Here is a 12,988-nt window from a genome sequence, read left to right on the forward strand (position 1 = left end):
CCCACCCTACGACACTGCGTCGCCTTCTCGTCGGTGCGCACGGCGCACCCTACTACGGCACCTGGCGATGCCAGTGCGGCGGCAACAACTGCCCCTCGTAGGCCGGCGCCTCGCGCAGTTCGACGTCCTGCGGCAGCAGCGGCTCGCCGCATTCCGAGCAGACCAGTACGCCGTGCATCACCTGCCCACAGCCCTTGTGCACATGGCGGATCGGCGCGCCCTCGGGGCCGGCCAGGTGGCGGTCGCCCCAGTTGACCAGGGCGAGGATCGCCGGGTGCAGCTCGCGACCACGCGCGGTCAGGCGGTAATCCTCGCGGCGCGGGCGTTCCTGGTAGACGACCTTGTCGAGCACCTGCGCCTGCACCAGGGTCTTCAGCCGGTCGGCCAGCACGTGGCGAGTGATGCCCAGGCGCTGCTGGAAATCCTCGAAACGGCGCACGCCGAGGAACGCCTCGCGCAGCACCAGCAGGGTCCAGCGGTCGCCAACCACCGCCAGGGTGCGCGACAGCGAGCAGGGTTGTTGGTCGAGTTCTTCCCAGCGCATGTCCGGCCCTCCATCGGGTAATGGCGCTACTCTAGCTTGACAGGTTCCAAAAAGGAACTGACTATCCATGCCAGTTCCAAAACAGAACCGATAAGAACAGGAGGAACGGCCATGGCCGAACGCAAGGCGGTACTGGTAGTGGGAGCCGGCGATGCCACCGGCGGAGCGATCGCCAGGCGCTTCGCCCGCGAGGGTTATGTCGCCTGCGTGGCACGGCGCAACGCCGACAAGCTGGAGCCACTGGTCACCGAGATCCAGGCCGCCGGCGGCGAGGCACGGGCGTTCGGCTGCGATGCGCGGGTCGAGGAGCAGGTGCTGGAGATGTTCGGCACCATCGAGCGCGAGATCGGCCCGCTGGAAGTCGTGGTGTTCAACATCGGCGCCAACGTGCAATTCTCCATCACCGAAACCACCGAGCGCGTCTATCGCAAGGTCTGGGAGATGGCCACCCTGGCCGGCTTCCTCACCGGTCGCGAAGCCGCCAAGATCATGCTGCCGCGCGGTCGCGGCACCATCATCTTCACCGGCGCCACCGCCTCGCTGCGCGGCCGCGCCGGCTTCGCCGCGTTCGCCAGCGCCAAGTTCGCCCTGCGCGCCCTGGCCCAGAGCATGGCCCGCGAACTGGGTCCGCAGGGTATCCACGTCGCCCACCCGGTGATCGACGGCGCCATCGACACCGCCTTCATCCGCGACACCTTCCCCGAGCTCTACGAGCGCAAGGAGCAGGACGGCATCCTCAACCCCGAACACATCGCCGACACCTACTGGCAGATCCACTGCCAGCCGCGCGACTGCTGGGTTCACGAGCTGGACCTGCGGCCGTGGAGCGAAACGTTCTGAGCGTAGGGTGCGCCGTGCGCCCGGCACTGAGGCCAAACAAGCGCATGGACAGCCATGATCCCGGCGTAGGCGTGTTTGGTATCGGAAACCCGGCCCCTCACCCCAACCCTCTCCCGAAGGGAGAGGGCAGAATGGCGCTGCAGGAAAACATGGAGTCCGACGGCACGCACAGATGCTCCCCTCTCCCTCCGGGAGAGGGGCCGGGGGTGAGGGAGCGGAATTGATAACAGCTCCTGCCCCCACGCCACCCACCTGAGAAAACAAGGACAACAACATGAGCAAGACCGTGGAATTCTTCTTCGATTTCGGCAGCCCCACCTCCTACCTGGCCTGGACCCAGCTACCGAAGATCGCCGCCGAGGCCGGCGCCGGGATCGTCTGGCGGCCGTTCCTGCTGGGCGGAGTGTTCAAGGCCACCGGCAACAAGTCGCCGGTCGAGATTCCCGCCAAGGGCCCGTACATGCTCCGCGACCTGGCGCGCTTCGCCGAGCGCTACGGGGTGCCGCTGCGCTTCAACCCGCACTTCCCGATCAACACCCTGCACCTGATGCGCGGCGCCGCCGGCTTCGAGGGCGACCCGCGCTTCCACGACTACCTGGAGACCGTGTTCCAGGCCATGTGGGTCGAGCAGAAGCACATGGGACGCCCCGAGGTGGTGGCTGACGTGCTGGGCGCCGCCGGCTTCGATCCCGCCGACTTCGAGCGGCGGATCAACGACGAGGCGGTCAAGGAACGCCTCAAGGCCACCACCCAGGAAGCCATCGAGCGCGGCGTGTTCGGCGCACCGAGCTTCTTCGTCGACGGCGAGCTGTACTTCGGCCAGGATCGCCTGGATTTCGTCGCCGAAGCGTTGGCACGCTGAACATCGCCCCGGCAACGCGGTAGGATTGGCCGATATCTTCATTGCTGGAGGGACCGGCCATGCGCCCGCTGACCATCGATCTCGACGAGCTGACCCTGGCGATGAACAACCGCAGCGTGGATTTCTACCTCGACCTGCATACCGGCCGGGTGCTGCCGTTCTATGACGACCCCGAACTGGAAAAGGGGCTGGAAACCGAGCCCGACCGCTACCTGGCCATCGAAACGCTGGATTCGCGGGATGACTACCGGGTGATGGAAGCATTCATCTCCACGGTCGACCATCCCCACGCCTATACCACCCTCGAGCATGCCCTGGCCGGGCGCAAACCGTTCCGCGCCTTCAAGTACGCCCTGGCGGAATACCCGGAGCTGGAGCAGGCCTGGCTCGACTTCGAAGCCACGCGGTTGCGCGAACTGGCCGTGGACTGGCTGGAGGAGAACGACCTGCGGCCGGCCCGGAGCTTCGCTGCTCCGTAAGGTCGCTCATGGTGGGTTACCAGTCCCGCCATCCCCATGAACGCGGGGAGCCGGATTGCGACGGTCGATTGGACTCCCGCGTGCGCGGGAATGACAAGAGCGTGATCGATACTGCCTGCGTCGTCCCCGCGAACGCGGGGAACCAATGACAAGCGTGCGCCAGCCTTTACAGCACCTGCCGCAGGAACGCCTGGGCCCGGGGGTCTCGCGGCTGGGCGAAGAACTGCGCCGGCGGCGCGTCCTCGAGCAGCTTGCCGTGGTCGAAGAACAGCACGCGGTCGGCCACCTCGCGGGCGAAGCCCATCTCGTGGGTGACGCAGACCATGGTCATGCCTTCCACCGCCAGTTGCTTCATCACGTCGAGCACTTCGCCGACCATTTCCGGGTCGAGCGCCGAGGTCGGCTCGTCGAACAGCATCACCTTGGGATCCATGCACAGCGCGCGGGCGATAGCCACCCGCTGCTGCTGGCCGCCGGACAGCCGCGACGGATACTCGTCGGCCTTCTGCGCGATGCCGACCTTGGCCAGCAGCGCACGGGCCTTGGCCTCGCGCTCGGCCTTGCCGCGCTTGCGCACCACCTTCTGCGCCAGGCAGAGGTTCTCCAGCACGGTCATGTGCGGGAACAGGTTGAAGTGCTGGAACACCATGCCGACCTCGCGGCGATAGGCGTTGACGTCGGTCTTCGGGTTGGCGAGGTCAATGCCGTCGATGCTCACCGAGCCGGAATCCAGCTCCTCCAGCCCGTTGAGGCAGCGCAGGAAAGTCGACTTGCCGGAGCCGGACGGGCCGATCACCACCAGCACTTCGCCCTTGGCCACCGAGGTCGAGACGTTGTCCACCGCGCGCACTTCGTGGCCGCGGGCATCGAAGACTTTTACCAGGTCACGGACTTCAATCACTTTGCGCGAGCCTCCGCTCCAGACGGTTGGCGATCTGCGACAACGGCAGGTTGATCACCAGGTACAGCGCCGCCACGCAGAACCAGATCTCGAAGGTCGAGAACGACGTGGTGATCGCCTCGCGGCCGCTCTTGGTCAGCTCGGTGATGGCGATCACCGAGACCAGCGAGGTGTCCTTGACCAGGCTGATGAACTGCCCGGCCAGCGGCGGCAGCACGCGCTTGAAGGCCTGCGGCAGGATCACATGGCGCATCGCCTGCGGCGCGTTCAGGCCCAGCGAGCGGGCCGCCTCGTTCTGCCCCTTGGCGATCGACTGCACGCCGGCGCGGACGATCTCGCCGACGTAGGCGCCGGTGAACAGCGCCAGCGCCGCCACCCCGGCGAACTCGCGGGACAGGTTCAGCACCGTGCCGATGAAGAAGTAGAAGATGAAGATCTGCACCAGCAGCGGCGTACCGCGCACCAGCTCGACGTAGAGGGTCGACAGGTCGCGCAGCGTCGGGTTCTTCGACAGCCGGCAGAGCCCGGTGAACAGGCCGATCACCAGGCCGAAGGCGCCGGACAGCACGGAGATCCACAGCGTGGTCCACAGGCCCCAGAGCAGCGGCCCGGCGGCCCAGTGGCGGGTCACGCCAATCTCGTCGCCCTCGCTGACGTCGTCGCCCTCGGAGACGTGCAGGCTGTCCCGGGCCACGCTCAGTTGCGTCTCACCGCCGCTTTCGTTGCTCAAGGTCACCAGCGCGCGGTCACCCTGTTCGACGATGGAGGCGACGCTGCCGTAGTCGGTCGCGCGCTGCGCCTCCTCGGCCTGGTAGGCGAAGTACTGCGGCACGCGGTTCCAGCGCCATTCGTAGGAAATCAGCGAAGTGGAGAACCACAGGCCGTAGGCCAGCGCGATGAGGATCACGCCGGTCAGCACGTGCCAGGGCCAATTGGAACGCTTGTTTTTCGTCACGGGGAAAGCCTCGATGAGAAAAAGCCGAAGAAAGCGCTGAAGGCTGGACGAACGGTGAACGTCCAGCCTTCAGCCTCCAGCGGCTTTTATTCCATCTCTTTCAGCCAGTCGTTCTTCTTGAACCACTTGGTGTGGATGCGATCGTAGGTGCCGTCGTTGCGGATCTGGTGCAGCCAGTTGTTGACCCAGTTGAGGCTGTCGTAGTCGCCCTTCTTCAGGCCGAAGGCCAGCGGTTCGAAGGTGAAGGGCTCGTCGAGGAACACCAGCTTGCCGGCGCCGGCCTTGTTCACCGCCACCACGTTGTAGGGCGCGTCGTAGATGAACGCGTCGGCCTTGCCGTTGACCACGTCCATCACCGCTTCCTGCTCGTTGTCGAAGCCGTTGTACTTGGCCTTGGCGATCAGCCGCTTGGCGACCATCTCGCCGGTGGTGCCGATCTTCGAGGTGATGCGGTACTTGGCGTCGTTGAGGTCCTTGTAGGACTTGATCTCACCTTGCAGGTCCTTGCGGATCAGCAGGGTCTGGCCGACCACGATGAAGGGCTCGGAGAAGTTGATGCGCAGGTTGCGCTCCTGGGTCAGGGTCATGCCCGAGCCGATCATGTCGAACTTGTCGGTGAGCAGCGCCGGGATGATGCCGTCGTAGGCGGTGGACACCAGCTCCAGCTTGACGCCCATGGACTTGGCCATGGCCTTGAGCAGGTCGACCTCGAAACCGATGATCTCGCCGCGCTTGTTGGTCATCTCGAAGGGCATGTAGGTCGGGTCCATGCCAACGCGCAGGGTGCCGCGCTTGACTGCGTCATCGACCATGCCCGCATGGGCCAGGCCGCCCAGGGTGCAGGCGGAGAGCAGCAGGCTGGCAAGAAACTTCTTCATTGCGGATCCTCGAATGGGTGATTTGGGGTGGTTCTTGGTGCCACCGGCAAAAAATGACGGCGAATGCTAACCGGCATCGGCAAAGATGGCGAGCCACAGGAAAGCAAGAAAGGCGCCAGGCGGATGACCTGCCGGTCAGCCCGGGCGGAGGATGGTGACGGATTGCCCCTACGGCCCATACCTCGAGCAGCCCCGTAGGATGGGTGACAACCCATCGCCTGGGCAGAGTCTGAATTCAGACTGAGGAAAGCCCTCGCGCCGTTCAGACCTCGAGCAGGAAAGTCACCGGACCATCATTGACCAAGTGCACCTGCATCCCGGCGCCGAAACGTCCGGTGGCCACTTGCGGATGCTGCTCGCGGGCCAGCACCACCAGCGCGTCGAACAGCTCCTCGCCCAGGGCCGGCGGCGCGGCGCTGGAAAAGCTCGGGCGCAGGCCGCTGCGGGTGTCGGCGGCCAGGGTGAATTGCGAGACCAGCAGCAGGCCGCCGCCGACATCCTTCAGCGAGCGGTTCATCTTGCCGTCGTCGTCGGCGAATACCCGGTAGTTGAGCAGCTTGTGCAGCATCTTGCGCACGGCTTCCGGGTTGTCCTGCGGTTCGACACCGACCAGTGCCAGCAGGCCCCGGTCGATGGCTCCGACGATCTCCCCCGCCACCTCGACGCGTGCACCGGAGACGCGCTGGATCAGTGCCTTCATGCGTCTTCCGGGGGCAGGTCCAGGAGGTTGCGGGCGACCTGGTTGGCGGCGCGCACCAGGGCGTCGGCGATGCCGACCTCGGAGGCGGCGTGGCCGGCGTCGCGGATGATCTGCAACTCGCTGTTCGGCCAGGCCTGGTGCAGCGCCCAGGCATTGTCCAGCGGGCAGACCACGTCGTAGCGGCCGTGCACGATGATGCCCGGCAGGTGGGCGATCTTGTGCATGTCGCGGAGCAACTGGTCGGGTTCGAGGAAGGCGTCGTTGATGAAGTAGTGGCACTCGATGCGGGCGATCGACAGGGCGCGCTGCGGCTCGCTGAAGCGGTCGACCACCAGCGGATTGGGACGCAGGGTGGCGGTGCGCCCTTCCCAGGTCGACCAGGCCTTGGCGGCGTGCATCTGGGCGATCTGGTCGGGACCGGTGAGGCGCTTGTAGAAGGCTTCGACCAGGTTGCCGCGCTCATCCTGCGGGATCGGCGCCAGGTAGTCCTGCCAGTAGTCCGGGAACAGCCGGCTGGCACCCTCCTGGTAGAACCAGTGGATCTCCTGCGGACGGCACAGGAAGATGCCGCGCAGGATCAGCGCATGGACCCGCTCGGGATGGCTCTGCGCGTAGGCCAGCGACAGGGTCGAGCCCCAGGAGCCGCCGAACAGCACCCACTTGTCGATTCCCAGGTGCTCGCGAATGCGTTCGAGGTCGGCGACCAGGTGCCAGGTGGTGTTGTTCTCCAGGCTCGCGTGCGGGGTGGAGCGCCCGCAGCCGCGCTGGTCGAAGGTGACGATGCGGTACAGGTTGGGGTCGAAGTAGCGGCGGCTGGCGGCATCGCAGCCGGCGCCCGGGCCTCCGTGGATGAACACCACCGGCAGGCCGTCCGGCGAACCGCTTTCGTCCACGTAGAGGACATGCGGCGCCTCTACGGCCAACTCGTGGCGGGCGTAGGGCTTTATCTCCGGAAACAATGTCTGCATGGCGCGCTCCCGTCTGCTTTTTGTAGGGTGCCGGATGGCTGGTCCAATCGGGCCATCATAACCATGAAAAAGGAGTTCAGCATGTCGCCAAGGATTTTCACCCTTCCCCTTCTGCTTGCCTTCGCCTTGCTCGCCGGCTGCGGGCGCGACGATCCGCAGGCCTCGCTGGAGGCCGCCGTGCAGCAATTGCAGGACAACATCGAAGCGAAGAAGACCAGCGCCGTGCTCGACCAGTTGGCCGGCGACTTCCGCGCCCTGCAAGCCCACGACCGCGACTGGGCCCGGAGCACCATGACGATGCTGTTCCTGCGCTACAGGAACATCCAGATCATCGCTCCCACCAAGCGCAGTTGGCTTGACCCGGCCATCACCAGCAAGGGCTACACCGAGGCCAAGGTCGGCGTCACCGGCGCCGAGGGGCTGATCCCCGACAGCGCGCGCCTGTATGACGTGAAGCTGGAATGGTGGATGGAAGACGGCGACTGGAAGCTGGCGCGGGTGGAATGGGAATAGCGTTCGACCGCCTTCGTTCTGGTGGGCTTCAGCCCACCAAACCCCACCTACCGCCCGTAACGCTCCTGCCCCCAGGCCAGCAGAGTTTCCAGCAGCGCGCGGATCACCTCGCGGGTCGGCGCGGCCAGGCCCTCGCGGTAGGCGAAGGGCGCGCTTTCGTCCATGTAGTTGCGCTGCGACAGCTCCAGTTGCACGGCATGCACGTTCCGCTGCGGCTGGCCGTAGTGGCGGGTGATGTGGCCGCCCTTGAAGCGGCCGTTGAGCACGTGGCTGTAGCTTTCGGCCTTGCCGCAAACCGCTTCCAGGCGCGCGGCCAGTTCCGGGTCGCAACTGGCCCCAGCGTTGGTGCCGAGGTTGAAGTCCGGCAGGCGGCCTTCGAACAGGTGGGGGATCTGCGAGCGGATCGAGTGGGCGTCCCACAGCAGCGCATAACCGAACTCGGCCCTGATCCGCTCCAGTTCGTCGGCCAGGGTACGGTGATACGGCGTCCACACCTCGGCCAGGTAGCGCGCCCGCTCCTCCTTCGAGGGCGTCATGCCTTCGCGGTACAGCGGGCGGCCGTCGAACAGGGTTTCCGGGTACAGGCCGGTGGTGGCGGTGGCGTACAGCGGTTTGTCGTCGGCCGGGCGGTTCAGGTCGATGACGTAGCGCGAGTACTGCGCGGCGAGCACGCTGGCGCCCAGCTCCCCGGCGAAATCGTAGAGGCGCGGGATGTGCCAGTCGGTATCGGCCAGTTCGCGTGCCTCGTCCACCAGGCCGGCCTCGACCGCCGGGGTCAGGCGCGTGCCGGGGTGGGGCATGCTGATCAGCAGCGGCACTCGGCCGCGGGTGAAGGAAAGAACATTATCCACGGAAGACTTCCTCTGCGTGACGGATGACACGTTTCGGCAGGTCGCCACCGAGCCAGTAGGCCAGCTCCGCCGGGCGACGGATGTCCCAGGCGACGAAGTCGGCGACCTTGCCCGGCTCCAGGCTGCCATGGCTGTCGCCCAGCCCCAGCGCCCTGGCCGCATTGAGCGTGACGCCGGCCAGCGCCTCTTCCGGGGTCAGCCGGAACGCCGTGCAGGCCATGTTCAGCATCAGGCGCAGCGACAGCGCCGGCGAGGTGCCGGGGTTGAGGTCGCTGGCCACGGCCATGGCCACGCCGTGCCTGCGCAGTGCGTCGATGGGCGGCAACTGGGTTTCGCGCAACATGAAGAAAGCGCCCGGCAGCAGCACCGCGACGGTGCCGGCGGCGGCCATGGCGATGGCGTCTTCCTCGGTCATGAACTCCAGGTGATCGGCGGACAGCGCCCCGTAGCGCGCCGCCAGGCTGGAACCGTGCAGCGACGACAGTTGCTCGGCGTGCAGCTTCACCGGCAGCCCCAGGCGTTGCGCCGCCTGGAACACCCGCTCGACCTGCGCCGGGGAAAACGCCAGGTGTTCGCAGAAGGCGTCCACCGCGTCCACCAGCCCTTCGCCGGCCAGCGCCGGGAGGATCTCGGCGCAGACCAGATCGATGTAGTCGTCGGCCCGCCCCGCGTATTCCGGCGGCAGCGCGTGGGCCGCCAGGCAGGTGGTGCGCACCGTCACCGGCAGCTCCTCGCCCAGGCGGCGGGCGACGCGCAGCATCTTGCCCTCGCTGGCCAGGTCCAGGCCGTAGCCGGACTTCACCTCCAGGGTGGTGACGCCATCGTTCAGCAGTTGCCGGGCGCGGCGCCGGGCGCTGGCCAGCAGCTCGTCCTCGGCGGCCTCTCGGGTAGCGCGCACGGTGCTGGCGATGCCGCCGCCCTGGGCGGCGATCTCCGCGTAGCTGACGCCCTCCAGGCGCTGCTCGAACTCGCCGCTGCGGTCGCCGCCGAACACCAGGTGGGTGTGGCAGTCGATCAGCCCCGGCGTGACCCAGGCGCCATCGAGGTCGTGGCTGGCGTCATGCCCTTCGATGGGCGCTTCCGTGCGGGGGCCGATCCAGGCGATATGGACGCCGTCGGTGAGGATCGCGGCATCCTCGATGACCGCGTACTTGCCACCCTTCAGGGTGGCGGCGTGACAGTTGTGCCAGAGCTGTTTCATGAGCGGTCTCCTGAAATATCCGCCGCGCAGCCGGTGGTGGTGGAACGTATGAGAGATTGCATGGACTCCTCTCGATCAATGACGCGGCCCTTCCCGCCGGGGAAGGGCCAGGTTTCCGTGGAACGGGAAGCGCGCCCACCCGCTACCCGCAAGGATAGGCGCGCCGCCCGGACGCCTCAGTCAACCTGGGCCGCCAGGTCGCGCTGACCCAGGCTTGCCGGCCGCACCCAGCGCCAGTAGGCGAGGACCAGCAGGCCGATCCAGACCAGGCCCACCCAGAGCGCCGGCTGGGTCTTCGGGAAGTAGCCGAGCACGCCGAAGATGAACAGCATGAAGCCGATCGCAGCGGCCGGCGCGAAGGGCCAGAAGGGCACCGGGAACTTCAGCGCGGTGACCTCCTCGCGGCTCATGCTCCGGCGCATGCCCACCTGGGCGAGCAGGATCATCAGCCAGACCCAGACGGTGGCGAAGGTGGCGATGGAAGCGATCAGCAGGAACACGTTCTCCGGGATCAGGTAGTTCAGCAGCACGCCCACCAGCAGGGCGGCGGCCATCACCACCACTGTCAGCCAGGGCACGCCGTGGCGCGACACCTGGGCGAAGCCGGCCGGGGCCTGGCCTTGCCGGGCCATGCCGTAGAGCATGCGGCCGGCGCCGAAGACGTCGCTGTTGATCGCCGAGATCGCCGCCGAAATGACCACCAGGTTGAGGATCGCGGCGGCCGAGCCGATGCCCAGGCTGTCGAAGATCTGCACGAAGGGACTGCCCTGGCTGCCGATCTGCGGCCAGGGGAAGATCGCCATGAGCACGAACAGGGTCAGCACGTAGAACAGCAGGATGCGCACCGGCACGGCGTTGATGGCGCGCGGGATCACCCGCTGCGGGTCCTTGGCCTCGCCGGCGCTGATGCCGATGATCTCGATGCCGCCGAAGGCGAACACCACCACCGCGAAGGAGGCGATCAGCCCGCCCAGGCCGTTGGGCATGAAGCCGCCGTGCGCCCACAGGTTCTCGACGCCGGTGGCCGCGCCGGACTCGGCTAGGCCGAAGCCGAACAGCATGATGCCAAAGCCCCCGAGAATCATGGCGACGATGGCGCCGACCTTGATCAGCGACAGCCAGAACTCCAGCTCGCCGAACACCTTGACGTTGCACAGGTTGAGCGCGCCGATGAAGAACACGATGGACAGCACCCAGATCCAGCGTGGCACCTCGGGGAACCAGAAGCCCATGTAGATACCGAAGGCGGTCACGTCGGCGAGGCAGACGATGATCATCTCGAAGGCGTAGGTCCAGCCGGTGATGAAGCCGGCGAGCGGTCCGATGTAGCTGCTGGCGTACTGGCCGAAGGAGCCGGACACCGGGTTGCGGACCGCCATTTCCCCGAGCGCGCGCATCACCATGTACACCGCCGCGCCAGCGATCAGGTAGGCCAGCAGCACCGCCGGACCGGCCATCTGGATGGCCGAGGCGGAACCGTAGAAGAGCCCCGTGCCGATGGCCGACCCCAGGGCTATGAAGCGGATGTGGCGCGCGCTCAGCCCGCGCTGCAAACCAGGTTGGGTGGTCATTCCCTTGCATTCCTCATTGTTCTTGTAGTGCACCAGGAAGTGGCCGCCCCTGCCCCGGGGCGGCCGCGAAGGCTCACAGGCTCGGCAGCAGGCCGGCCGGCATGAGCGCATTCAGGCAGCCGTCGGCCAGCAGGTCGCTGGCGACCTCGATGTCCGGGGCGAAGAAGCGGTCCTCCTGGTAGTAGGGCACCCGCGCCCGCAGCAGGCCACGGGCCTCCTCCAGCTTCGGCGAGGTCTTCAGGCCGGTACGGAAGTCCAGGCCCTGGCAGGCGCCCAGCCATTCGATGGCGAGGATGCCGCGCACGTTGTCAGCCATTGCCCAGAGGCGCTTGCCGGCGTTCGGCGCCATGGACACGTGGTCCTCCTGGTTGGCCGAGGTGGGCAGGCTGTCGACGCTGGCCGGATGGGACAGGGCCTTGTTGTCGCTGGCCAGGGCGGCGGCGGTGACCTGGGCGATCATGAAGCCGGAGTTGACCCCACCGTTCTCCACCAGGAAGGGCGGCAACTGGGACATGTGCATGTCCATCATCAGCGAGATGCGGCGCTCGGACAGCGAGCCGATCTCGGCGATGGCCAGGGCGATGTTGTCGGCGGCCATGGCCACCGGCTCGGCGTGGAAATTGCCGCCGGAGATCACGTCGCCCTGCTCGGCGAACACCAGCGGGTTGTCGGACACCGCGTTGGACTCGATCTCCAGCACTTCGGCGGCCTGGCGCAACTGGGTCAGGCAGGCGCCCATCACCTGGGGCTGGCAGCGCAGCGAATAGGGATCCTGTACCTTGTCGCACTTCTCGTGGGAGCGGGCGATCTCGCTGCTCGGGGTGAGCAGGTCGCGGTAGGCGGTGGCGACGTCGATCTGGCCGCGCTGGCCACGGGCGGCGTGGATGCGTGCGTCGAAGGGCGAGCGCGAGCCGAGCATGGCCTCTACGCTGAGGCTGCCGCAGACGGTGGCGGCAGCGAACAGGTCCTCGGCCTCGAACAGCCCGCGCAGGGCGTAGGCGGTGGACGCCTGGGTGCCGTTGAGCAGGGCCAGGCCCTCCTTGGCGGCCAGCGTCAGGGGCTCCAGGCCGGCGACCGCCAGGGCCTCGGTGGCCGGCAGCCACTGGCCGTTGTGGCGCGCCTTGCTCTCGCCGAGCAGCACCAGGGACATGTGCGCCAGCGGCGCCAGGTCGCCCGAGGCGCCCACCGAGCCCTTGAGCGGGATGTGCGGGTAGACCTCGGCGTTGATCAGCGCCACCAGGGCGTCGATCACCTTGCGGCGGATGCCGGAGAAGCCACGCGCCAGGCTGTTGACCTTGAGCAGCATGATCAGGCGGACCATGGCGTCGTCCAGCGCCTCGCCCACGCCGGCGGCGTGGGACAGCACCAGCGAACGCTGCAGCTTCTCCAGGTCCGCCGGGGCGATGCGGGTCGAGGCCAGCAGGCCGAAGCCGGTGTTGATGCCGTAGGCGGTGCGCCCCTCGGCGATGATGTTCTCGACGCAGGCGACGCTGGCCTCGATGGGCGCATCGGCGGACACGTCCAGGGTCAGCCGGACGGGCTGCCGGTAGGCGGCGCGCAACTGGGCCAGGGTCAGCTTGCCGGGAATCAGGTGCAGTGCGGTCATGTTCAAGCCTCCTTGCCGGTGATCATCGGCAGGTTCAGGCCCTGCTCTTTCGCGCAGTCGATGGCGATCTGGTAGCCGGCGTCGGCGTGGCGCATGACACCAGTACCCGGGTCGTTGGT

Annotated in this window: 15 protein-coding genes; 4 read left to right on the forward strand and 11 right to left on the reverse strand. The window is 67.2% G+C overall.

Annotated features, from left to right (window positions below; all coding sequences use genetic code 11):
* Positions 1 to 52: 52 nt before the first annotated feature.
* Positions 53 to 544 carry a winged helix-turn-helix transcriptional regulator gene (locus PSEWESI4_RS00210; RefSeq protein WP_187669176.1) on the reverse strand — a complete coding sequence of 164 codons (492 nt, stop codon included), beginning with the start codon at positions 542 to 544 and terminating at the stop codon, positions 53 to 55.
* Positions 545 to 655: 111 nt separating this feature from the next.
* Between PSEWESI4_RS00210 and PSEWESI4_RS00215 the strand changes: the two genes are divergently transcribed.
* The 3 genes from PSEWESI4_RS00215 (at position 656) to PSEWESI4_RS00225 (ending at position 2,725) form a co-directional block, all read left to right on the forward strand.
* Positions 656 to 1,384 carry an SDR family oxidoreductase gene (locus PSEWESI4_RS00215; RefSeq protein ID WP_187669177.1) on the forward strand — a complete coding sequence of 243 codons (729 nt, stop codon included), beginning with the start codon at positions 656 to 658 and terminating at the stop codon, positions 1,382 to 1,384.
* Positions 1,385 to 1,658: 274 nt separating this feature from the next.
* The gene (locus tag PSEWESI4_RS00220; RefSeq protein ID WP_187669178.1) at positions 1,659 to 2,246 is read left to right on the forward strand and encodes a 2-hydroxychromene-2-carboxylate isomerase; all 588 of its coding nucleotides are present in this window, start codon (positions 1,659 to 1,661) and stop codon (positions 2,244 to 2,246) included.
* Between the two features lie 59 nt (positions 2,247 to 2,305).
* On the forward strand, positions 2,306 to 2,725 hold the full coding sequence (locus tag PSEWESI4_RS00225) for a UPF0158 family protein (protein WP_187669179.1): 420 nt from the start codon (positions 2,306 to 2,308) through the stop codon (positions 2,723 to 2,725).
* Positions 2,726 to 2,891: 166 nt separating this feature from the next.
* Here PSEWESI4_RS00225 and PSEWESI4_RS00230 read toward each other — a convergent pair whose 3' ends face one another.
* The 5 genes from PSEWESI4_RS00230 to pip all read right to left on the reverse strand — a co-directional run bounded on the left by PSEWESI4_RS00230 (position 2,892) and on the right by pip (position 7,127).
* Entirely contained in the window at positions 2,892 to 3,626 is a 735-nt protein-coding gene (locus tag PSEWESI4_RS00230) for an amino acid ABC transporter ATP-binding protein (protein WP_187669180.1), read from the reverse strand.
* Complete coding sequence (locus tag PSEWESI4_RS00235) at positions 3,619 to 4,581, reverse strand: amino acid ABC transporter permease (RefSeq protein ID WP_187669181.1); 963 nt, start codon at positions 4,579 to 4,581, stop codon at positions 3,619 to 3,621. The genes PSEWESI4_RS00230 and PSEWESI4_RS00235 overlap by 8 nt, the downstream gene beginning before the upstream one ends.
* Before the next feature lie 86 nt (positions 4,582 to 4,667).
* Positions 4,668 to 5,459 (reverse strand): transporter substrate-binding domain-containing protein, encoded by a 792-nt coding sequence (locus PSEWESI4_RS00240; RefSeq protein ID WP_187669182.1) that lies wholly within the window; start codon positions 5,457 to 5,459, stop codon positions 4,668 to 4,670.
* A gap of 262 nt (positions 5,460 to 5,721) precedes the next feature.
* The gene (gene dtd, locus PSEWESI4_RS00245) at positions 5,722 to 6,159 is read right to left on the reverse strand and encodes a D-aminoacyl-tRNA deacylase (protein WP_187669183.1); all 438 of its coding nucleotides are present in this window, start codon (positions 6,157 to 6,159) and stop codon (positions 5,722 to 5,724) included.
* Entirely contained in the window at positions 6,156 to 7,127 is a 972-nt protein-coding gene (pip, locus tag PSEWESI4_RS00250; protein ID WP_187669184.1) for a prolyl aminopeptidase, read from the reverse strand. The genes dtd and pip overlap by 4 nt, the downstream gene beginning before the upstream one ends.
* Before the next feature lie 81 nt (positions 7,128 to 7,208).
* Between pip and PSEWESI4_RS00255 the strand changes: the two genes are divergently transcribed.
* Complete coding sequence (locus PSEWESI4_RS00255; protein WP_187669185.1) at positions 7,209 to 7,640, forward strand: hypothetical protein; 432 nt, start codon at positions 7,209 to 7,211, stop codon at positions 7,638 to 7,640.
* Positions 7,641 to 7,687: 47 nt separating this feature from the next.
* Here the strand turns inward: PSEWESI4_RS00255 and hutG are convergent, their stop codons facing one another.
* The 5 genes from hutG to PSEWESI4_RS25100 all read right to left on the reverse strand — a co-directional run.
* Entirely contained in the window at positions 7,688 to 8,491 is an 804-nt protein-coding gene (hutG, locus tag PSEWESI4_RS00260; RefSeq protein WP_187669186.1) for an N-formylglutamate deformylase, read from the reverse strand.
* A complete protein-coding gene (gene hutI, locus PSEWESI4_RS00265) occupies positions 8,484 to 9,692 on the reverse strand; it encodes an imidazolonepropionase (protein ID WP_187669187.1) in 1,209 nt (402 codons plus the stop codon). The genes hutG and hutI overlap by 8 nt, the downstream gene beginning before the upstream one ends.
* A 176-nt stretch (positions 9,693 to 9,868) precedes the next feature.
* Positions 9,869 to 11,263, reverse strand: a complete 1,395-nt coding sequence (locus PSEWESI4_RS00270) for an amino acid permease (protein ID WP_187669188.1) — start codon at positions 11,261 to 11,263, stop codon at positions 9,869 to 9,871.
* A 73-nt stretch (positions 11,264 to 11,336) separates the two neighbouring features.
* On the reverse strand, positions 11,337 to 12,869 hold the full coding sequence (gene hutH / locus PSEWESI4_RS00275) for a histidine ammonia-lyase (protein ID WP_187669189.1): 1,533 nt from the start codon (positions 12,867 to 12,869) through the stop codon (positions 11,337 to 11,339).
* A gap of 2 nt (positions 12,870 to 12,871) precedes the next feature.
* On the reverse strand, positions 12,872 to 12,988 hold a 117-nt coding region (locus PSEWESI4_RS25100), incomplete at its 5' end, for a hypothetical protein (protein ID WP_235978851.1).

Source organism: Zestomonas carbonaria, from assembly GCF_904061905.1.
Taxonomy (GTDB): domain Bacteria; phylum Pseudomonadota; class Gammaproteobacteria; order Pseudomonadales; family Pseudomonadaceae; genus Aquipseudomonas; species Aquipseudomonas carbonaria.

Coding starts and splice junctions, on each gene's coding strand:
- PSEWESI4_RS00210 (WP_187669176.1), bottom strand. CDS start 544: ATGCGCTGGGAAGAACTCGACCAACAACCCTGCTCGCTGTCGCGCACC.
- PSEWESI4_RS00225 (WP_187669179.1), top strand. CDS start 2,306: ATGCGCCCGCTGACCATCGATCTCGACGAGCTGACCCTGGCGATGAAC.
- PSEWESI4_RS00215 (WP_187669177.1), top strand. CDS start 656: ATGGCCGAACGCAAGGCGGTACTGGTAGTGGGAGCCGGCGATGCCACC.
- PSEWESI4_RS00255 (WP_187669185.1), top strand. CDS start 7,209: ATGTCGCCAAGGATTTTCACCCTTCCCCTTCTGCTTGCCTTCGCCTTG.
- hutH (WP_187669189.1), bottom strand. CDS start 12,869: ATGACCGCACTGCACCTGATTCCCGGCAAGCTGACCCTGGCCCAGTTG.
- PSEWESI4_RS00240 (WP_187669182.1), bottom strand. CDS start 5,459: ATGAAGAAGTTTCTTGCCAGCCTGCTGCTCTCCGCCTGCACCCTGGGC.
- dtd (WP_187669183.1), bottom strand. CDS start 6,159: ATGAAGGCACTGATCCAGCGCGTCTCCGGTGCACGCGTCGAGGTGGCG.
- pip (WP_187669184.1), bottom strand. CDS start 7,127: ATGCAGACATTGTTTCCGGAGATAAAGCCCTACGCCCGCCACGAGTTG.
- hutI (WP_187669187.1), bottom strand. CDS start 9,692: ATGAAACAGCTCTGGCACAACTGTCACGCCGCCACCCTGAAGGGTGGC.
- PSEWESI4_RS00220 (WP_187669178.1), top strand. CDS start 1,659: ATGAGCAAGACCGTGGAATTCTTCTTCGATTTCGGCAGCCCCACCTCC.
- PSEWESI4_RS00270 (WP_187669188.1), bottom strand. CDS start 11,263: ATGACCACCCAACCTGGTTTGCAGCGCGGGCTGAGCGCGCGCCACATC.